Consider the following 20,722-nt stretch of genomic DNA (forward strand, 5'->3'; position numbering starts at 1 on the left):
GATGGGGGATCGGCCGTGCGGCTGAGAGTTTGGAGCCACCGCCAACCCCCTGCCGGCCCTGCCCGGCCCCTGCCGGGCCTCCGGGTCCCCGAGGAGAACTCACATGCGTAAATGGCTCCCGCTGACCGCGGTGTGCCTCGGGGCGTTCATGCTCCTGGTCGACGTCACGATCGTGATGGTCGCCCTGCCCGACATGGCCGCCGACATGCACACCTCCTTCTCCGCACTCCAGTGGGTCATGGACGTCTACGCCCTGGCCCTCGCCGCCCTGCTGCTCGGCGCCGGCTCCCTCGCCGACCGGATCGGCCGCCGCCGCGTCTACCTCGGCGGGCTCGGGCTCTTCGCCGCCGCGTCCCTCGCCTGCGGGCTGGCCACCGGACCGGCCGCGCTGATCGCCTTCCGCGCCGTCCAGGGCATCGGCGGCGCCGCGATGTTCGCCACCACGATGGCCCTGCTCAGCAGCGCCTACCAGGGGCGCGACCGCGGGATCGCCTTCGGTGTCTGGGGCGCGGTCAACGGCGCCGCCGCCGCGGCCGGCCCGATCATCGGCGGGCTGCTGACGGAGCACTTCGGCTGGCGCTGGATCTTCTTCATCAACCTCCCGGTCTGCGCCCTCGCCGTGTACGTGACCCTCCGGTCGGTCGCCGAGTCCCGGGACCCGCGCGCCAAGGGCCTCGACCTGCCCGGCATGGCCGCCTTCACCACGGGCGCGGCGGCCGTCACGTACGCCCTGATCCGGGTCGGCGAGAACGGCTGGACCGGTGCCGCCACCCTCGGCCTGCTCGGCCTCGGCGCGGCCGCCTTCGCCGGCTTCGTCCTGGTCGAACTGCGCAGCTCCCGCCCGATGCTGGACCTCTCGCTGTTCCGCAGCCGCTCCTTCGTCGGTGTCATGGCCGGGGCGCTGCTGCTGTCCGGCGCCGCGTTCTCGTACCTGATGTACGTCTCCCTCTGGCTGCAGTCCGCCGAGGGGATGGGCCCGGTCTCGGCCGGCCTGGTGCTGGTGCCGCTGAGCCTCGCCGCGTTCGCCGTCTCGGCGGTGGCCGGCCGGCTGCTGCACGGGGCCCCGGCGCGGCTGACCATCGGCGGCGGGCTGCTCCTGATCGGGGCGGGCGCACTGCTCCAGGGCTGGATGACGGATGCCGGCGACGGCTGGCCGGCCCTGGTCCCGGGTCTGGTGGTGACCGGCCTCGGCGTGGGCATGGCGACCCCGGCGCTGGCGGCCGCCGCGATGGGGGCCGTGGCCCCGGCCCGGGCGGGCATGGCGGGCGGAGCCCTCAACACCGCGCGGCAGCTGGGCATGGCGCTCGGCATCGCGGTGCTCGGCGCGGTCTTCCAGGCCGGGCTGAAGGACGGGCTCGGCGGCTCCGGCCAAGGGCCCGGCACGGCCGAGGCGCTGGCCTCCGGCCGGGCCGGGGAACTGCTGGCCGCGGGGCCGGCCGCCCGGGTCTGGGTGGAGGAGGCCTTCGCGAGCGGGCTGCGGGGGACGTTCCTGGTCTCGGGGCTGATGGGGCTGGCCGGCGCACTGGTGGTGCTCGTCCTGGTCCGCACGGCGGCGCAGGCTCCGGCTCCCGTCCCGGCTGCTGCTCCGGTACCGGCTCCGCCGGCTCCGGCGGAGCCGGCGGGTGCGGCCGCTCCGGCATCCGAACGCGCGTCCGCATAAGGGGTGCGGGGCGGGACCGTACGGGCGCAGGCCGCCGATCCGGGAGGGTGAACCTTCGAACGCGCTGCGCATGCCGAACCGTTTCGGCATGGGGGGTCGCTCCTACGCTGCCCGCTGGATGCCACCGGACCGGCATTCATTGCCAACAGAACGGACCGCCTCCCCATGCGTCTTCGTCCCACCGCCGCAGCGCTCCTCGGCGCCCTCGCCCTCGTCCTGCCCACCGCCGGCCCGTCGATGGCCGGCGGCAACGACGACCTCGGCCGGCTGCAGTACATCATCGACAACGACGAGCGCGGGCAGATCCGCCCGTCGGACAACGACACCTGCTACGAGCTGACGGACACGTCGCGCAACCGCCCCGCGACGGCGGTGCACAACGACACCGACTCGCGGGCCGTGCTCTACCCGAACCACGGCTGCAACGGCCGGGTGGAGCGGGAGCTGCAGCCGGGCGACACGGTGCACAACGTCTCGGTCCTCTCGGCGACTTTCGTGCCGGTCCACGGCCGCCGTGACGACTTCGGTGACGACCGCGACGACTTCCGCAACGACGATGACGACTTCCGCTCGCACCGCACGCTGATGGACGAGCCGGAGCAGAAGCAGGAGCAGGGGCAGCAGGAGAACGGCCAGGAGCAGGAGCACGGCCAGGAGCACGGGCAGGGCCAGGAGCACGGGCACGGCCAGGAGCACGGCCAGGAGCACGGGCAGGACGAGGGAAAGGAGCACGGGCAGGAGCAGGGCCGGCACGAGGGGGGCCACAAGCACCACGGAAAGCACGACCTGTTCGATTTCATCTTCAAGGGCATCCGCTGACCTTCGGGCCCGAGGAGCACCAGGGCCCGGCACCCACGGGGTGCCGGGCCCTGGTGCGCCGCATGGAACAGGGCCGCCCGGGAGGGTCTCTCCCGGGCGGCCCCGCGTTTTCATCGGGTCAGCCGCTTCGCTTCACCTGCCCCGGTGGGGTCAGAAGGTGAGCTTCCAGCTGTTGATGTAGCCGGTGTCCAGGCTGGCGAGGTCCGCCACGCGGAGCTTCCAGGTGCCCTGGGCCACCTCGGACGAGGCGTTCACGGTGAAGCTCTGGACGATGTTGTCCGCGCTGCCGCCGGTGCGGTTGCGCAGGTTGTAGACGGTGCCGTCGGGGGCGACCAGGTCGACCCGGAGGTCACCGACGTAGGTGTGGACGATGTTCACGTCCACCTTGAGGGTGCTCGGGGCGTTGCCCGTGCGGGTCACGGCGATCGGCGACTCGACGGTCGCGTTGTCCGCGATCTGGTAGTCGTTCGTGTTCTCGAACACGTTCTGCTGGGACGTGCCGACGGTCCAGGTGAAGGACGCCGTGCCCTTCGCGTTGGCCGAGTCGGTCACCGTCACGGTCACGTTGGACGTGCCCGCCGTGGTCGCCGTACCCGAGATCAGACCGGTCGAGGAGTTGATCGACAGGCCGGCCGGCAGGCCGGTCGCCGCGTAGCTCAGCGCACCCGGGTTGGTGCTGGTGGCCTGGACCTGAAGGCTCACAGCGGTGTTGATCTGGGTGGTCTGGTTGGCGATCGGGGTCACCGTGACGCCGCTGGCCGGGGGCCGGGCGCCGACGTTGATGGCCGCCCAGGCGTGGGCCACGTTGTTGTACGTGGTCGAGTTCGCGCCGTACAGGTCGGCGGCGGCCTGCAGGGTCGCGGTACGGGCGGCCGCGTAGTTGGTGTTCGACTTGAAGTAGCCCACCGTCAGCGCGCGGAACCAGATCTTCGAGGCGGCGTCGCGGCCGATCGCGGTGACCGGGAGGCCGTCGGAGGTCGGCGAGTTGTAGCTCACGCCGTTGATGACCTTGGCACCGGAGCCCTCGGAGGCCAGGTAGTACCAGTGGTTGGCCGGGCCCGAGGAGTAGTGGACGTCGATTCCGCCGATGCCCGAGTACCACGCGTCCTTGGAGCCGCCGTCCTTGCTCGGCTTGTCCATGTAGCGCAGCGGGGTGCCGTCGCCGTTGATGTCGATCTTCTCGCCGACCAGGTAGTCGCCGACGTCCTGCGGGTTGTTGGCGTAGAACTCGACGGCCGCCGCCATGATGTCGGAGGTCGCCTCGTTCAGACCGCCGGGCTCACCGCTGTAGGTCATGTTGCCGGTGACCGAGGTGAGGCCGTGGGTCATCTCGTGGGCGGCCACGTCGATGGACGTCAGCGGGTGCGTGTTGCTCGTACCGTCGCCGTACGTCATGCAGAAGCAGGAGTCGTCCCAGAACGCGTTCACGTACGCGTTGCCGTAGTGGACCCGGCTGTACGGGGCCACGCCGTCGTTGCGCAGACCGTTGCGGCCGTGCACGTTCTTGTAGTAGTCCCAGGTCAGCTGTGCGCCGTAGTGCGCGTCGGCGCCGGCGGTGGCCCGGTTGGACGCGGCGCCGTTGCCCCACACGTCGGTCGTGTTGGTGAAGAGGCTGCCGGTGCCGGAGCTGCCGCCGTTGAGGTCGTACGTCTTGTGGTTGCCGCGCCCTGCGTCGGTCAGCGTGAAGTTGCTGCCCGACTGCGAGGTGCCCATCGTGACCTGGCCGCTGTACATGGTGTTGCCGGTGCCGGTCTCGATGGCCTGCCACTGGGTGATCTTCGCGCCGGTCTTGGCGTTGGTGATCACGTGCAGCTCGCTCGGGGTGCCGTCGTCCTGGAGGCCGCCCACGACGGTCTCGTAGGCGAGGACGGGGGCGCCCTCGGCGGCCCAGATCACCTTGCGGGCGGTCTTGGAGGCCTTGGCGTCCTTGGAGCCCTCGGAGTTCGCGGCGGAGACGGCCTGGCCCTCGGCGGCGGCCGGGGTGACCGTGGCCGTGGTGTCCGCGACCTTGATCTCGTGGTTGGTGGCCTTGGTGATGCTCTTGGTGACGCCGGCCTTGGCGTGGACCGTCAGGTCGCCGCCGAGTACGGGGAGTCCGCCGTAGGTGCGCTCGTACGTGGTGTGCGTGGTGCCGTCGGCGTCCTTGACGACGTCCCGGACGACCAGCTTCTCCTGCTCGCCGAGGCCGAGGGCCTTGGCCGCCTGGACGGTGGTCGAGTTGGCGTCGGCGATGAGCGTCGCACGCTCGGAGGGGCTGAGACTGACGGCGGCCGCGCCCGGGTTGGGCTGAGCGGCGTTGCGGGCCTGCGACGCGGTGGCGTCGGCGGTTGCGGTGCCGGCCTGTATGCCGACGGCGAGCAGCGCTGCAGCGGCAACGAGCGCGCCGGCCGCGGTGGCACGCCTGTGGGGGGTGGGACTCAACGCAGACTCCTTCTGCAAGGGGGGTTCCGGACGGCTGGGTGGGCCTCCGGGCAGAGCAGGGCTGGTGCGAAGAACGGATCGAAGAGTGCCAGCTGTCGGCTTCAATGTCAGGGCCGCGTCAAAAGGTTGGCTGGAAACGGTTCGTTGACCGATGAGACGTATCCGGTATCCGAACCATTCACCTTCGCGTGCGAAAGAGGGGTTCGATATCTGGAACGGTTGGTACCGGTTGCTAACACTTGCGCAACAAGAGGTCCCGTTCGGGCAATCGGCATTTGTCGTACGGGTGTTTGTCGTACTGTTTCCCGGTGCGCCAGTTGTCCGTCGCCAGGGGAAGCCATGGGCACGCGCCACTGTCATAGACCACGTGCCAGGGGGGCCCATGAGGCATGTCCATTTTCCTGCGCAAAGACTGGCCGCGGAGGGCGCCGATCCGGCGCGGCTCGCGGCCGCCCCGGCGAGGCGGCTCGGCGACAAGGCCCGCTGGTACCTGCCCGCCGCCCTCACGGCCGACTTGCTCGGCGCCGCCGTCCCGGTAGGACTGGTCTTCCAGGCGGCGCAGCAGGTCCGGCCGCTGTACTGCGCCCTCGGCGCGGCCCTGGCATGGACCGGCGTGCAGGCGGTGCGCCGGCGGTACGCGGTCCGCGTGCTCGGAGAATCACGCGGTGTGCTGCCCGTCGTACACGACTGGCTGATTCTGATCGGTGTCCTGGCCGTGGCCCGCGTGGTGACCGGTGAGAGCACCCCCCGGCTGTCCGCGCTCGGCGCTCTGCTGCCCGCCCTCCTCATCACCGTGGCCTGCCACAAACTGACCTACCGCCACCTCTCGGCGGCCCGTCGCGAGGCGCACGCCGTCAGCCGGGTCCTGGTGGTCGGCGAACCCGGCGCGGCCGAGTCCGTCATCGAGCACCTGGCCGCACGCACCGACCACCCGTACGTCGTCGTCGGAGTGGTGCCGGTCGGCGCCGGCCCGCTCGAGGGCGGGGTGCCCGTCGCGGCCCGGCTCGACGCGGCCGCGCCCGAGGCCCCGAACGCGGACTCCGCCGCCGTGCTCGGCGCCGTCCGCAGCCACCACGCCGACCTCGTGCTGGTCGCCCCCGGCGCGCGGATCGCGGGGGAGCGGCTGCGCAAGGTCGCGTGGGCGCTGCACGACGCGGGTCTGGAACTCGCCGTCTTCCCCGGCCTCGTGGAGGTCTCCGTCAAGCGGCTGGAGACCCTGTCCGCGGGCGGGCTCGCGGTGCTGCGGGTGGCGCCGCCGGTGAGCCGCGGCATCCAGACCCTGCTCAAGTCGGTCCTCGACCGCACGGGGGCCGCGCTCGGGCTGCTGCTGCTCTCCCCGGTCTTCCTCGGCATCGTCCTGGCGATCCGCCTCGGCTCGCGCGGCCCGGCGTTCTACCGCCAGCGGCGCATCGGGCGCGACGGGGTCCCGTTCGTCATGTGGAAGTTCCGCACCATGGTCGTGGACGCGGACCGGCTCAAGAACGAGCTGTCCGGGGCCAACGAGAACGACGGCCTGATGTTCAAGATCCGGCGCGACCCCCGGGTGACCCGGGTGGGCCGGCTGCTGCGCCGCACCTCCATGGACGAACTGCCCCAGCTGTTCAACGTGCTGAGCGGGCACATGTCGCTCGTCGGGCCGCGCCCGCCGCTGCCGGAGGAGGTGGCCCAGTACGACGAGGTCGAACTGCGCCGGCTCACCGTGCGGCCGGGCATGACCGGGCTGTGGCAGATCAGCGGACGGTCCGACCTGTCCTGGGACGAGACGATCCAGCTCGACCTGCAGTACGTCGACAACTGGTCCTTCACCAGCGACGTCGACGTCATGGGCCGTACCCTCCGCGCCGTCGTCGACGGTCGCGGAGCGTACTGAGGGGCCGCACCACGTGCCGTCGCGTTCAGCCCTGCTCGCGCCACCACCGGTAGGTGGCGGCGATGCCGTCCCGCAGCCCGATCTCCGGCTTCCAGCCGAGCGAGGTCAGGCGGCTGACGTCCAGGAGCTTGCGCGGCGTGCCGTCCGGCTTGGACGTGTCCCAGACGAGCCGGCCGCGGAAGCCGGTCACCTCGGCGACGGTCTCGGCGAGGGCCTTGATGGTGAGGTCCTCGCCGCAGCCGATGTTGACCGGCTCGTCGCCGTCGTAGCTCCCCAACAGCACCGCGCAGGCGGCCGCCAGGTCGTCCACGTGCAGGAACTCCCGGCGCGGGGTGCCGCTGCCCCACAGCGTGACCTCGTCGCGCCCCTCGGCCGCGGCCTCGTGGAAGCGCCGGATCAGGGCGGGCAGCACGTGCGAGGTCTCGAGGTCGAAGTTGTCGCCCGGCCCGTAGAGGTTCGTGGGCATCGCCGAGATGTACGAGGCCCCGTACTGCTTGCGGTACGACTGGACCTGGACGATGCCGGCGATCTTCGCCAGGGCGTACGCCTCGTTGGTCGGCTCGAGCGGGCCCGTCAGCAGGGCGTCCTCGCTGATGGGCTGCGGGGCGAGCTTCGGGTAGATGCACGAGGAGCCCAGGAACAGCAGGCGGCCCACTCCTGCGGCGTGCGCGCCGCCGATGACGCTGAGCTGGATCTTGAGGTTGTCCTCGAGGAACTGCACCGGGTAGGTGCTGTTGGCCATGATCCCGCCGACCTTGGCGGCGGCCAGCACGACGGCGTCGGGGCGGGCGTCGTTCAGGTACGCCTCCGTGGCGGCGGCATCGCGCAGGTCGAGGTCGGCGCGGCCCCGGGTGAGCACCTCGTGGCCGTCGGCGGTGAGCCGGCGGGCGACCGCGGAGCCCACGAGGCCGCGGTGGCCCGCGACGAAGACTCGGGCGTTCGGGGGCAGGAGCGGCAGCGAACTTGTCATACCGCCGATGATGCCAGTCCGCTGCCCCGGGCAGCAGACGAGGTCCGGACCCGCCGCCGGCGGCCGGCCCGGCGCGCCCGGGCCTGCGCCGGCTCGGCCCGGCACGGCGGAATCCGCCCGAAGGGGGCGGGGGAACGCCGTGTACGGTACGCATCCAGCCCCTTGGGCCCCGCGGCCGTACGCGCGCCGTCAGGTCCGGCGCGAAAACCGGGGCGCAGCCCCGGCCGGCCGGGCGGGACCCCGTCACCCGCGAGGTACGGCCCCACCGGCGGGCCGCACCGCCGCCCCCGAGGCCCTGCCTCACCAGAACAGACCGATACGACCCCCAGGGGGACCCACATGGGCAAGACCGCACTGATAACCGGCGTCACCGGGCAGGACGGCTCCTACCTCTCCGAGCTGCTGCTCTCCAAGGGCTACACGGTGCACGGCCTCGTGCGGCGGTCCTCCAGCTTCAACACCGAGCGCATCGACCACATTTACCAGGACCCGCAGACCGCCAACCGGTCCTTCGTCCTGCACCACGCGGACCTCTCCGACGGCGTGGCGCTCGTGAACCTGCTCCGCGAGATCAAGCCCGACGAGGTCTACAACCTCGGCGCCCAGTCGCACGTGCGGGTGTCCTTCGACGCTCCCCTCTACACCGGCGACGTGACCGGCCTCGGCGCCCTGCGGCTGCTCGAGGCGATCCGGGCCAGCGGTGTGGACACCCGGATCTACCAGGCCTCGTCCTCGGAGATGTTCGGGGCCACCCCGCCCCCGCAGAACGAGAAGACCCCGTTCCACCCGCGCAGCCCGTACGGCGCCGCCAAGGTCTTCGCGTACTGGACCACGGTGAACTACCGCGAGGCGTACGACATGTTCGCCGTCAACGGGATCCTCTTCAACCACGAGTCCCCGCGCCGCGGCGAGACCTTCGTGACCCGCAAGATCACCCGCGCGGTCGCCCGCATCAAGGCCGGTCTGCAGGAGCACCTCTACCTCGGCAACCTCGACGCGGTCCGCGACTGGGGCTACGCCCCCGAGTACGTGGACGCCATGTGGCGGATGCTCCAGCAGGACGAGCCGACCGACTACGTCGTCGCCACGGGCGTGGCCGCCACGGTCCGCGAGTTCGTCGAGTCCTCGTTCGCCCACGCGGGCCTCGACTGGGCCGAGCACGTGCGCTACGACCCCAAGTACGAGCGCCCGAGCGAGGTCGACGCCCTCATCGGCGATGCCTCCAAGGCCCATGAGCTGCTTGGCTGGAAGCCGACGGTACTGGTGGCCGAGTTGGCGCGGATCATGGTCGACGCCGACGTCCGGCAGGTCGAGGACCAACTGGCGGGCGTGACGGTCCGCATCGACCGCTGAAGGCCTTATATTTCCCCTACGATTTGCCGTGTCCCGGTCATCTCCACTGGTATCGGTGGGTGCGGCCGGGGCAAACCTGCCGTATGTCCGCTGTGCGCCCTCCAACCTGAACCGTTCATTCCAAGTTGGTATGCAATGGGTCAAGGGAGGTGACCGGGTCCTCGCAGGAGCCCTAGTCTGCGCCAGTACATATGGCTGTTCGGATAGTTCAAGCCATCAAACCGGGCAACTGCCCTGGGGGGCTCATGCGTAGATCCAGAGGGCTGACTGCTGCCCTCGTCCTGTCACTGGCCGGCGCCGGCACCGGCATAGGTCTGGTGCTGATGCCCGAGGCGTCCGCCATCACGCCTCCCGTGGCATTCACCGCCGACGAGCTGCCCACCTGGCAGCCCAACGGCATCGTCTTTGCGATGGCCCAGGCGAACGGCACCGTCTTCGCCGGCGGCACCTTCTCGGCCGTCCGTCCGCCCGACGGCACCAGCGGCGCCGAGCAGGAAGCCGTGAACTTCGTGGCGCTCGACGCCGCGACGGGCAAGCCGACCTCGTGCAAGCTCGCCTTCACCATCGGCGACGGCAGCGCGACCGTGCGCGCGCTGGCCGTCTCCAAGGACAAGAAGACCCTGTACGCGGGCGGCTACTTCGGCGCCGTCAACGGCACCCCGGTCTCCAGCGTCGCCGCGATCGACATCGAGAGCTGCACCCCCAAGGCCGCCTTCCACCCGGGCTTCCCCGCCACCGTGCGCGACCTCGCCGTCACGGACGACACCCTGTACGCGGCCGGCGACTTCGGCACCGTCGAGGGCCAGACCCGCGAGCGGTTCGCCGCGGTCGACGCCGGCTCCGGTGCGCTCAAGCCCTTCGTCGCCAACGCCGACGAGCCCGGCCGCGCGGTCGAGGTCACCCCGGACGGCAAGAACGTGCTCCTGGGCGGTGACTTCTTCTCGGTCAACGGCTCCAACACGCACGCCCTGGCCGTCGTGAACTCCACCACGGGTGCGGTCGCCAAGACGTACAGCAACATCCCGTCGAACTCCGTGGTCAAGGACATCGCCACCGACTCGACCGGCTTCTACACCGGCAACGAGGGCTCCGGCGGCGGCGTCTTCGACGGCCGCATCGGCCTCAAGCTGAGCGACTTCAGCGAGAAGTGGCGCGACCGCTGCCTCGGCGCGACGCAGGCCGTGCTCCCGTACGACGGTGTGCTCTACAGCTCCTCGCACGCGCACGACTGCTCGCTCGAGGGGCAGTTCCCCGACGGCAAGCGGAACTTCCTGAACGCGCAGCTGACCAACTACGAAGGCGCCTCCCCCGCGCCCGTGGACGGCTTCGTGCGCAGCCCGCGCAAGCTCGGCTGGCACCCCACCGCCAACGACGGCCTCGGTGAGGGCATCGGCCCGCGCGCCATGACGATCGCCGAGAAGAGCGACGTCAAGTACATGTGGGTCGGCGGCGAGTTCACCGCCATCAACGGCAAGCCCCAGCAGGCGCTCACCCGCTTCGCCTCCACCGGCGACGTCGGCGCCCCGACCACCCCGGTCGCGAGCGCCGGCAGCGTCAAGCCCGGCGAGGTCCAGGTCCGCTGGCGCACCAGCTACGACGCGGACGACAGCAAGCTGACGTACCGGATCTACCGCAACGGCTCCGCCACCCCGATCGCCACGGTCGCCGCCGAGTCCCTCGAGTGGGAGCGTCCCCAGGCCTCCTGGAACGACACCACGGTCAAGGCCGGCCAGTCGTACACCTACCGCGTGACGGCCACCGACGCGGCGGGCAACACCAGCGCCCTGTCGGCCACGGCCTCGGTCACGGTCCCGAGCTCGGTGCAGTCGTACCCGAACCAGGTCCGCGCCGACGGCGCCAACCTGTACTGGCGCTACGACGACACCGTCAGCCCGTACGTCGCCGACTCCTCCGAGAGCGGCAACACCAGCGGTATCCAGCTCAACGCCCCGGCCCTGCGCCAGACGCCCGGTGCGATCAGCGGCGCCAGCACGGCGATGGGCTTCAACGGCACCAGCCAGCAGGTGTACAGCGACCACCGCCAGACCGTGGGCAGCGCCTTCTCGGTCGAGACCTGGTTCAAGACGAACACCACGCGCGGCGGCAAGCTGATCGGCTTCGGCAACAACACCACGCGCAACAGCGGCACGTACGACAAGCAGATCTACATGACCAACACCGGTCGTCTGGTCTTCGGCGTCTACAACGGTTCGACGCGCACCGTCTCCACCGGTCTGTTCGACACGTACAACGACAACAAGTGGCACCACGTCGTCGGAACCCTGGGTGCGGGCGGCATGGAGCTGATCGTCGACGGCCAGAGCAAGGGCACGCTGAACGTCACCAGCGCCATCTCGTACGAGGGCTACTGGCACGTCGGCGGAGACAACCTCGGCAGCTGGCCGACCAAGCCGACGAGCAACTTCTTCGCCGGCCAGATCGACGAGACGGCCGTCTACCCGAAGGCGCTCACCGCGGCCCAGGCCAAGAACCACTACGACCTGGCCAAGGCACCCTCCGACACGGTCTCCAAGGTCTCCGCGACCGAGGACACCTACATCAACCAGGGCGCCCCGAGCGCGGCCAACGGTGCGACCACCTCGCTGGCCGTCCGCGGCACCTCGGCGTACGAGACGTACCTGCGCTTCAACCTGCCGGCCGCGCCGGCCGGGCAGGTCCTGAAGTCCGCCGCGCTCCAGATCAAGACGTCGACCCAGGCGAACGCCGGTACGGCCGACAAGGTGTCCGTGGTTCCGGTCACCGGCACCTGGAGCGGTGCGAGCACCACGTTCAACAACAAGCCGACCCTGGGCACCACGCCGCTCGGCTCGTTCGCGAGCGTGCCGGACGGCTCGGCGGTCCAGAGCACCCCGCTGGACACCGCCGCGCTCTCCTCGGTGCTGGGCAGCAGCTACAGCCTGGCCCTGACGAGCACGGGCACCGACCCGCTGTGGATCTGGTCCATGGAGTCGACGGCAGCGGACGCCGCTCCGCAGCTCGTCCTCACCTTCGGCCCGAAGTAACCGTCTGACGGATGCGGGGCCCGGCGCGAAGGCAGCCGGGCCCCGCACCCCTATCCCACCCGATCAACCGGCACGTAATACAGGAGCCCTAGAGATGTACCGACGCTCCGCCGCGGCTGCTGTTCTGCTGGCCGCAGCTCTGACCCTGACCGCCTGCAGCTCGGGCGGCGACGGCAAGGCCGACGCCGCGGCTGCGAAGCCGAAGCCGCCGGCCTCGTCGGCGGCCCCGGACCCGGCGGACGCCACGACCGCGCCGGCCTCGCCCGACGCGAAGCCGACGGGCCCGGTCCTGCCGGACGCGAAGCTCACCCCGAAGACGGGCAGCTTCAAGTCCAACGAGAAGCAGTACCTGAGCGGGCGGGTCCCGGAGAAGATGGACCCGGCGGCGGTCCTGCAGACCGGCCAGGAGTCCTGCCAGCGGGTGGAGCGCACCGCGAAGCGCGACAAGGACGCGGCGATCGGGTCCATCGTCGCGGGGGAGATCCCGGGGGCGAAGGACGCGATCACGTACCTGTGCCCGGAGCAGAAGCCGGTCCTGGACGCGGCGTCCAAGGGCTTCGGCGACGGCACCCGCCAGTCGCCTGCGGCGGGCACGTACCGGGCGCTGACGCAGAGCACGACGTGCACCTGGGAGGCCAAGGACAAGGACGGCGCCGTCCTGGCCTCGGGCCCGGAGACGGCCCCGAAGGCCGGCGACAAGATCACGGCCGCGATCCCGTCGGGCACGGCGACGTTCACGTCGACGGGCTGCTACGCCTGGATCCCGGCGTAGGGCTGCTCCACAGCTGTACGCGTGCGCCCCCGAGACCGGCCCGTTCCGGCCTCGGGGGCGTTCGCACGTCCACACCGGCGCGGCGCCGCTGTCGGGGGCGCCGCCCCAGAAGCCCACGCCTCAAGCGCCGGGCGGGGCTGGATTCTGCTGTCGGTCGCCCGCTAGCGGCGCAGGGCGGCTCCGTACACCGGCAGGAGGGTGTCCAGGACCGCGTCCATCGAGAAGGACCCCGTGGCCAGTCTGCGGGCCGACCGGGAGGCTTCCGCGTTGGACCCTGGGTCCAGGAGGGCGAGGACGGCCTCCGCGACACCCGCCGGACCCGGTGTGACCGCCCGGCCAGCTCCCGCGGACGCGATGTCGCGGGCCAGGCCGTTGGAGTGGGTGATCACGGAGGGAACGCCCACCGAGAGGGCCTCGAGCACGGACATCGGGAACGGCTCGTCCACCGAGGGGAGGACGTAGACGTGGGCCCGGCGCAGTTCGGCCAGGACCCCGGCGCCGGAGAGCGCCCCCGGCACCGTGAACCGCCCCCCGAGCCCCAGCTCCGCGATGCGCGCGCGGACCGCCGGCAGTTCGCCCTCGTCCGGGCCGGCCACCACGAACTCCGCGTCCGGGTGCGCCGCCAGGATCGCCGGGGCCGCGTCCACGAAGTCCACCGGGCGCTTGCGGGCCTGCAGGCGCGCCGAGTACAGGATGCGCGGGGGACCGGCGAGCGCCGGGCGCTCCTCCTGCGCCGGGGTGCCGTTCACCAGCCGGACCGCCCCCGGCAGCGGGGCGCCCACCACCGCGTCGAGGCCCTCCCGTTCGTGCGGCGTCAGGTACAGCACCGCGTCCGCACCGCGCAGCAGCCGGCGTACCGCCACCGCGTCCAGCACCTTGGCCAGCAGCTTCTCGCTCGGGTCCACCATCCCGTGGGTCTGCAGCACCAGCGGCTTGCCGGCCCGCAGCGCCGCCAGGGCCACCGGCAGGGTCACCAGGTCCCGCGCCAGGTGGACGTGGACCACGTCCGCGTCCCGGACCAGTCGGCCCGCCGCGGCCAGCAGGGCCGGCGAGGTCATCCCGCTGAAGCCCAGGGGCAGGATGCGCCGGGCCGGGAACAGCTTCGCCGGCACGCCCTCCACGGAGGTCGGCCACGGATCCGGGAAGCCTTCGCCGAGTGCCAGCAGGCCGGCCTCGTGGCCGCGCGCCCGCAGCCCCTTGGCCAGGTTCAGCGCGACCCGGACCGGCCCGCCGAAGGCGTGCGAGGGGGAGTGGAGCGTGACGGCGTGCAGGACTCTCACTTGGGCTCCTCGACCGGGCGGCGCTGCCCGTCCATCGTCTGCAGGGTCAGTGCAGGAAGGTTTCTGTGGACCACCGAACCGGCGCCCGCCACCGCGCAGCGGCCCATCGTGACCCCGGCCAGCACGGTCGCCCGTACGGCCACCCACGCGCCGTCCTCGACCACGATCGGGGCGTTGCGGTACCGGAAGCCGGCGGCCCGGTGGTCGTGCGAACCGGTGCACAGCATGGCTTCCTGGGAGATGCACACGTTCGCCCCGATGGTCACCGGCTCCAGGTTCAGCAGCCAGGCGCCCTCGCCGATCCACGTGTGGTCCCCGACGGTGAGCTTCCACGGCCACAGCACCCGCACCCGGTGCCGGATCAGTACGCCCTCGCCGATCTGCGCGCCGAACGCACGCAGCAGCGCGACCCGCAGCCGGGCCGGACAGAACCACGCCATGAACAGCGTGTTCATCACGGCGAACCAGAGCGCCTGCGTCAGCAGCCCCCGCCCCTTGTCATACCCCGCCAGCGTGAAGGCAGGAAGATCACGCAACTGTCGCCCCTCATCGTGCTCTTCCCCGGACTCCGTCCGGGGGTACCCCCACAGGCGTGCCTCCCCGGGCGCCGCCCGCTCAGACTAGACTGCGCGCGGACCAGGCACATGGGGTGGGGGCAGCAGTGGCAACGGACATACGCAAGCCCTCCGTGACCCCGCCGGTTCCCGAGCTCGAGGACGAGCACAAGTGGGGCCGGGTCACCACCCCGCGCACCCTCCTCTCGCGCGCCCTGTCCGTCCCGCTCATCCTCGGCTTCACCGTCTTCCTGCCGCTCTTCGTCGCCGTCCAGACCGGCGACGGCCAGCGCGACGCGGCCTTCTGGCTCCAGCTCCTGCTCACGATGTACGCGGGCGCCCGGCTCTCCGCGATGGTCCTGACCAGCCGCCGCAAGCTGCTCCAGGGTTCCTTCTGGCTGTTCGTCTACATGGCGATGGGCGTCGCCCCGCTCGCGCAGGCCGTCCTCGGCCGGGTCCCGACCCCCGTGGTCGGCCCCCGCTCCGACCTCACGATCGCCATCGGCCTGGTCCTGCTCGGCTGCACGGCGTTCGACGTCGGCGTCCTGCTCGCCCGCCACCGGCCGGCCGGCCGGGCCGGCGGCTCCCAGAAGGAGCCGCGCCCGGTCATGGCCCACCGGCGCCGCCTCCAACTGCTCACCGGGCTCGCCTTCCTGTGCAGCACGGCCTTCATCATGAAGCTCGGCGGCCCGGCGGTCTTCTTCTCCAGCCGCCAGGAGATCATCGCGGGCATCGAGGAGGCGGGCGTCTCCAACGGCGACGGCCAGGCCGGCCAGGCCCTGCTGCGCGGCTTCGGCACCGTCCCGGCGCTGCTCGCCCTGCTGCTGTACACGCGCTGGCTGATCACCTCGACGTACGCACGCCGCAAGGTCTCGGTCATCGTCACCTGGGGGGCGCTCGCCCTGCTGAACCTGGTGGTCAACAACCCGATCTCGAACCCGCGGTACTGGTTCCTCACGGTCATGTTCGCACTGCTCTTCACCGTCTTCCCGGTGAGCGCCGCGATGTACCGGGTCGCGCTGTCGATGGCCGTGGTGATCGCCCTGCTCGTGTTCCCGTTCGCGGACCGCTTCCGGTACGACGAGAAGAACTACAAGCCGGTCGAGACGACGTCGTTCCTGGAGCCGATGGCGCTGAAGGACTACGACCAGATCGGCATGTTCGCGAACACCATCACCTTCTCGAACTCCGGGCCCGGGCACTACTACGGGCGCCAGCTCGCGGGATCGATCTTCTTCGCGGTCCCGCGCTCGGTGTGGCCGGGGAAGCCGCGGGACACGGGCGTGATGGTCGGCCAATGGATGGGGACGGTCAACACCAACCTGTCGTCGCCGGTCTGGGCGGAGCTGTGGCTCGACTTCGGGCCGCTGGGGATGGGCGCCGGGCTGCTGGGCATGGGCTACGCGTCCGCGCGTGTGGACCGCCGGTACGCGAAGCGCGCCACGCGCAGGTCCCCGCCGGGGAGCCTGATCTCGGTGGTGGTCCCGCTGGTGGCGGGCTACTCGTTCATCCTGCTCCGCGGCCCCCTGCTGCAGGCCTCCGGCCGCGTGGCGATAGCCGCCCTCTGCCTGGCGCTGGTCGCGACGTACCGCCAGGACAGATCCACCACCCTCCGCTGAGCCCCGCTGAACGCGCCCTGCCCCCGCCCGGCCCCCGGCAACGGCGGTACAGACGAACGGGGTCCGGGGTCAGGCCGCGGTGGGGACCGGCGTCGGGGCCGGGACCGGGACCCGGGAGACGCGGAGCCAGGCCGCCGCGGCCTTGAGGGCCGAGCCCGCCGCCAGGCCCCACGCGGCGCCGGCCACGCCCCAGACCGCGTACCCGCCCAGGAGCAGCGCCACCGAGAGGAGGGAGAAGACCACCTGGAGCGACAGCGTCGCCTTCGGGTTCAGCACCCGCAGGGTCAGCAGGGCGCAGGTACCCAGGCCCATCACCGCGTACTGGGCACCCGTGGCCGGGAGCAGGCCGGAAGCCGCGCCCCACGTGTCGCCCAGCAGCTGTCGGCCGACCCCCTCCGGCAGCGCGTACAGAACGGCGCCCCACCCCGCGCCCAGCACTGCCAGCACACCGCCCATCAGCAGCGTCAGCCGGACCACGCCCCGCTTGCCCGAAGCCCGCCCCACCACCGGCGGCCCGAAGGCGTTCGCCGAGTTGAACAGCACGTTCAGCGGCCCGAACAGCGTGGTCGCGCCGCGCAGCGCGCCCACCGCCAGCGGGGTGGCGAACAGCCCGAGGCCGAGCACCGCCAGCTGACTGGAGCCGTTGCCCACCGCGAACTCGACCACGAACCGCTGCCCCAGGTGCCCGCGCCGCAGGTACGGCCGCAGGTCGGACACCGAGCCCCGGACGTACGGACGCAGCAGCCAGAGCCCCAGCGCCAGCGCAGGAAGCGCCGAGACACCCCACACCAGCACCAGCCGCCCCGCCGAGGCCCCTTCGGGCTGCAGCAGCAGCGCAGCGACCACGCACGCCAGCCGCAGCGCGTCCGCGGCCAGCGCCCGCTCGGGGGTGCGCAGCGCGGAGAAGCAGTACCGCAGCCCGTCCTGGACGAGCACCAGCGGCAGTACGAGGCCCAGTGCGAGGAAGGCCCGGCCGCCGGCCCCGGGCAGGGCGAGGCCCACGACGACCAGCGCCGCGCCCACCGCCGCCGAGGCGGCCGCGGTGAACGCGAGGCCCGAGCGGCACACGGCGCCCAGCCGGTCCTCGGCCTTCTCCAGCACCACGCTCTGGCCGACGTACGCCATGTTCAGCCCGAGGAGCACGCTGAAGGTCACGTACACCATCGAGAAGTCGGCGAAGCCGGACGCCGAAGACAGCCGGGCGGCCAGCACGAGCACCAGGATGTTGGTGGCGCTGGACGCGGCCTGGTCCAGGACCGAGGAGACGGCGGCGAGGCCGCGCCGGCTCATCTGCGGCCCATGCGCACCGTGCGCAGGGCCACCGTGTCCGTGCCGTCGCCCGGGATGTGCTGCTCCGGCTCGGCCTGCCGGTTCGCCTGCGCCTGGTTCGGCTGCCGCGTGAGCGGCTGCGGCTGCGGCGCGGACGGCCGGTCCGCCTGGGCCGGGGCGGCCGCAGCCTTCGACTTGCCGCCGCGGCCGCGCTTCTCGCCCGGCAGCGGGGCGTGCAGCACCGCGCCGAGCACCGTGCCGCCGGCGCCGCTGATCAGCTCGCGGATCCGGGACAGGTCGCTGCGGTGGACGGCGCGCGGGTCGCAGACGACCAGGACCCCGTCGACGCGGTCGACGAGCGCGAGGGCGTCGGCGTACGAGAGCACGGGCGGCGCGAGCACGACGACGGTGGAGTTGGGGGAGTCGGCCTCGGAGATCAGCCGGGTGGCGCGCGGGGAGGTCAGCGCACGGGCCACGTTGCGGACCGGCTCGCCCGGGATCAGGTCGAAGGCGCCCGACTCCCCGGCGTCGACGACGAGCTGGCGTCCGTCGGGCCAGTCGGAGTCGCCGTGCGCGGCGGCGTGCCCGCCGGCGGCCGGGCCGCCGGGCGTCTGGCTCCAGCGCGGCCGCCCGCCCGCGCCGGTCGGCAGCTGGCTGGCCAGCACCGGGGTGCGCAGGTCGGCCTCGATGAGCAGGACGTCCTTGCCGGTCTCGGCGAAGGAGGCGGCCAGGTTCACGGCCGCGGCGGCGGCGGTCTCGCTGCTGCCGCGCGGGGCGACGACGAGCAGCCGGCGCCGGTCGGCGAAGCGGGAGTCGTAGGCGAGCCGGAAGGCCACCGAGCGGAACTCCTCGGCGAGCCGGGGGTCCTCCTCGCCGGCCGCGAGCAGCGGTCCGCCGATGGTCTTGGCCCGCGGCAGGTAGCCGAGCACGGGGGCGCGCAGGGCCCGCGCGACATCGCCCTCGGAGCGCGGCGCCGGGTCGAAGACGAGCCGGACCCACGCGGCGAGCAGGCCGAGCGCGAGGCCCACGGCGGCGCCGAGCGCGAGCGACATCGGGATGCCCGGGCCGTCCGTGTCGGACGGCGGGGTCGCGGCGCTGGTGACCCGGCCCGGGGTCATGTCCAGGGCCTGGAGCTTGGCGATGTTGCTGTTGAGCGTGTTGACCTTGCTCTGGAGGTCCGTCTTCGAGGAGTACGCGGCGTCGCGCCCCGGACCGGCCGGCATGGCGTTGATCTGCTTGACGAGCTCGTCGAGGTTCTTGGCGACCGGATCGCGCTGCTCCTGGTAGCCCTTGACCATCTTGTCGCGGGTGACGTCGAGGGACTCCTGCCGCTTGAGCAGGTAGGCCTCGGTCATCGCGTTGGCGCGGGTCGCGGCCTCCTTGGGGGAGGACGCGGTGTACGTGAAGCGCAGCACCATCGTCTGCGGCGGGTTGGTCACCTGGAGGCCGCTGCGCAGACCGGCGAAGTCCTTCGCGGACACGCCGAGCTTCTTCGCGGCCTCGTTGGCTATGGAGGAGCTGAGCGCGACCTGCCGTTCCGAGCCGATGTTGATCGCCTTGTCGGGCGCCAGGCTCGGGTTGAACGGGTCGTCGGTGGGTGCGCGCAGCACGACGTCCGCGGTCGCGACGTAGGTGTCGGCCGTGGAGATGCCGAGGTAGACGCCGCCCAGCAGGCCGATGCCGACACCCGCCCCGAGGAGGCGGCGGTAGCGCAGGAGCTGCTTGAACTGGTCCCTGAGGAGATCCGGTTCGTCCTCCGTCGGGACCGCTGCAGGGCGATTCGTCTCGATCACGGCTGCGGACCCCCAAGTGCTTCGTCTATCAGTGCGTCGATGCGGGCCAGGCCCGCGTCACGGCTCAGGTGGGCCGCCACGTGGCGGGGCCCGGCCGCCCCCAGTGCATCCGCGCCCTCGGGGTCCTCGGCGAGGGCCCGTACGGCCTTCAGCAGGGCATGGGGGTCCTCCGGTGGTACGAGCACCCCTGCGCCCGAGCGTTCCACTTCCTGGGCGGTACCGCCTTGCGCCGCGACGGAGGCGACGACGGGCCGGCCGGCCTGGAAGTAGGAGGTCAGTTTGGACGGCACGCTCATGTCGAGCACGGCCGCATGCTGCGTCACGGCGAGCACATCCGCCGCCGCGAGGATATCCGGGAACTCTCCGTCGGCGGCAGGGGGGATGATGTCCAGATTCGGTACGTCGGCCGCGAGGTCGGCGAGGGCCGAGCGCTGGCTGCCGTCGCCCATGAGGACGAAACGGACGCCCGGATCGAGGCGTGCGGCGCCGACGAGCACCTCGAGGCCCTGCTTGAGGCCCATGTTCCCGGAGTGCAGGACGACCGGCTGGCCGGGTGCCCAGCCCAGGTGGCGGCGGGTCTGGCCGCGCGGCCTGGTGGGCTGGGGGACGTGGGACCAGTTGGGGACGAGGCGGATCTTCTTCGGGTCCACGCCCATGCCGACGACCCGGTCCACGAAGGTCTCGTGGATGACGCCGACCAGGGTGGCCCGCTTCAGGGCGTACGCCTCCGCGCGCCCGGCGATCGCGGCCGCCTTGTCGCCGCCGCTGATCCCGCTCTGCGCGGCGGCCGCGCCCATCAGGTCCTGGACGACGGGGATGTACGGGACCTTCCAGCGCGCGGCGAGCCGGGCGGCGACGACGCCGCCGGCCAGGCTGGGCATCTGGGCCATGACCGCGTCCGGGCGCGGCATCCGGGGCGGGGCCACGGTGCCGTGCAGCAGAATCGATCCTTCGAACAGCGCCCGCTTGACGGCGGTCTGACGGGGAGGCACGGTGTGTGCGCGCCGGTGCACAGTGACCCCCGCGCGCTGTTCCGTGCGCCGGAGCGCCCCCTTGTACTCCGGCTCCAACGACCACGACGGATAGTGCGGCATGCCGGCGAGGACGTGGGTGTCGTGGCCGAGATCCGCCCAGTGCTCCGCGATCTGGGTGGCGTACGGCCCAATCCCCGCGTGCTCGGGAGCGTAATTGGTGGAAACCAGCAGTAGGCGCCGGTGACCGGATCTCGACACTGAACGTCCCCTTCTCCCCTGGATGATGCGCTCGTCACCCTATTCGTTCACCGGCAGGGTGCGGAACGTGCACGCTATTGTCTGCTA

The 20,722-nt window shown here is 72.0% G+C and carries 14 protein-coding genes; 7 read left to right on the forward strand and 7 right to left on the reverse strand.

The window, feature by feature from the left end; genetic code table 11:
- Positions 1-103 precede the first annotated feature (103 nt).
- Positions 104-1,660 carry an MFS transporter gene (locus tag ACZ5WG_RS03015; RefSeq protein ID WP_468720159.1) on the forward strand — a complete coding sequence of 519 codons (1,557 nt, stop codon included), beginning with the start codon at positions 104-106 and terminating at the stop codon, positions 1,658-1,660.
- 165 nt (positions 1,661-1,825) lie between these two features.
- A complete protein-coding gene (locus ACZ5WG_RS03020) occupies positions 1,826-2,479 on the forward strand; it encodes a hypothetical protein (RefSeq protein WP_468720160.1) in 654 nt (217 codons plus the stop codon).
- A gap of 150 nt (positions 2,480-2,629) precedes the next feature.
- Here the strand turns inward: ACZ5WG_RS03020 and ACZ5WG_RS03025 are convergent, their stop codons facing one another.
- Complete coding sequence (locus ACZ5WG_RS03025) at positions 2,630-4,900, reverse strand: M4 family metallopeptidase (RefSeq protein WP_468720161.1); 2,271 nt, start codon at positions 4,898-4,900, stop codon at positions 2,630-2,632.
- A gap of 382 nt (positions 4,901-5,282) precedes the next feature.
- Here ACZ5WG_RS03025 and ACZ5WG_RS03030 point away from each other — a divergent pair, with 382 nt between their 5' ends.
- Entirely contained in the window at positions 5,283-6,770 is a 1,488-nt protein-coding gene (locus ACZ5WG_RS03030; RefSeq protein WP_468720163.1) for a sugar transferase, read from the forward strand.
- Between the two features lie 25 nt (positions 6,771-6,795).
- Here ACZ5WG_RS03030 and ACZ5WG_RS03035 read toward each other — a convergent pair whose 3' ends face one another.
- A complete protein-coding gene (locus ACZ5WG_RS03035) occupies positions 6,796-7,740 on the reverse strand; it encodes a GDP-L-fucose synthase family protein (protein ID WP_468720165.1) in 945 nt (314 codons plus the stop codon).
- A gap of 339 nt (positions 7,741-8,079) precedes the next feature.
- On the opposite strand from ACZ5WG_RS03035, the gene gmd reads away from it, so the two are divergent.
- From gmd to ACZ5WG_RS03050, 3 genes are all read left to right on the forward strand, one after another.
- Positions 8,080-9,093, forward strand: a complete 1,014-nt coding sequence (gene gmd, locus ACZ5WG_RS03040) for a GDP-mannose 4,6-dehydratase (RefSeq protein WP_468720166.1) — start codon at positions 8,080-8,082, stop codon at positions 9,091-9,093.
- Positions 9,094-9,338: 245 nt separating this feature from the next.
- Positions 9,339-12,116 (forward strand): CBM96 family carbohydrate-binding protein, encoded by a 2,778-nt coding sequence (locus ACZ5WG_RS03045; RefSeq protein ID WP_468720168.1) that lies wholly within the window; start codon positions 9,339-9,341, stop codon positions 12,114-12,116.
- A 94-nt stretch (positions 12,117-12,210) separates the two neighbouring features.
- Complete coding sequence (locus ACZ5WG_RS03050; RefSeq protein ID WP_468720170.1) at positions 12,211-12,888, forward strand: hypothetical protein; 678 nt, start codon at positions 12,211-12,213, stop codon at positions 12,886-12,888.
- Between the two features lie 161 nt (positions 12,889-13,049).
- On the opposite strand, the gene ACZ5WG_RS03055 is transcribed toward ACZ5WG_RS03050, so the two are convergent.
- Both ACZ5WG_RS03055 and ACZ5WG_RS03060 read right to left on the reverse strand, forming a co-directional pair.
- Positions 13,050-14,168 (reverse strand): glycosyltransferase, encoded by a 1,119-nt coding sequence (locus ACZ5WG_RS03055; protein ID WP_468720172.1) that lies wholly within the window; start codon positions 14,166-14,168, stop codon positions 13,050-13,052.
- Positions 14,165-14,704: a WcaF family extracellular polysaccharide biosynthesis acetyltransferase gene (locus ACZ5WG_RS03060; RefSeq protein ID WP_468720174.1), complete on the reverse strand. Its 540-nt coding sequence runs from the start codon at positions 14,702-14,704 to the stop codon at positions 14,165-14,167. The genes ACZ5WG_RS03055 and ACZ5WG_RS03060 overlap by 4 nt, the downstream gene beginning before the upstream one ends.
- Positions 14,705-14,841: 137 nt before the next feature.
- Here ACZ5WG_RS03060 and ACZ5WG_RS03065 point away from each other — a divergent pair, with 137 nt between their 5' ends.
- On the forward strand, positions 14,842-16,341 hold the full coding sequence (locus ACZ5WG_RS03065) for a hypothetical protein (protein ID WP_468720518.1): 1,500 nt from the start codon (positions 14,842-14,844) through the stop codon (positions 16,339-16,341).
- Positions 16,342-16,410: 69 nt separating this feature from the next.
- On the opposite strand, the gene ACZ5WG_RS03070 is transcribed toward ACZ5WG_RS03065, so the two are convergent.
- Genes ACZ5WG_RS03070 through ACZ5WG_RS03080 form a run of 3 tightly spaced genes read right to left on the reverse strand, consistent with a single transcriptional unit; the run spans position 16,411 to position 20,605 of the window.
- Positions 16,411-17,631 carry an MATE family efflux transporter gene (locus tag ACZ5WG_RS03070; RefSeq protein ID WP_468720176.1) on the reverse strand — a complete coding sequence of 407 codons (1,221 nt, stop codon included), beginning with the start codon at positions 17,629-17,631 and terminating at the stop codon, positions 16,411-16,413.
- Positions 17,628-19,403 (reverse strand): lipopolysaccharide biosynthesis protein, encoded by a 1,776-nt coding sequence (locus ACZ5WG_RS03075; RefSeq protein ID WP_468720178.1) that lies wholly within the window; start codon positions 19,401-19,403, stop codon positions 17,628-17,630. The genes ACZ5WG_RS03070 and ACZ5WG_RS03075 overlap by 4 nt, the downstream gene beginning before the upstream one ends.
- On the reverse strand, positions 19,400-20,605 hold the full coding sequence (locus tag ACZ5WG_RS03080; protein WP_468720519.1) for a glycosyltransferase family 4 protein: 1,206 nt from the start codon (positions 20,603-20,605) through the stop codon (positions 19,400-19,402). Before ACZ5WG_RS03080 ends, ACZ5WG_RS03075 begins: the two co-directional genes overlap by 4 nt.
- Positions 20,606-20,722 lie beyond the last annotated feature (117 nt).

It is taken from the genome of Streptomyces sp. NPDC032745, from assembly GCF_055579465.1.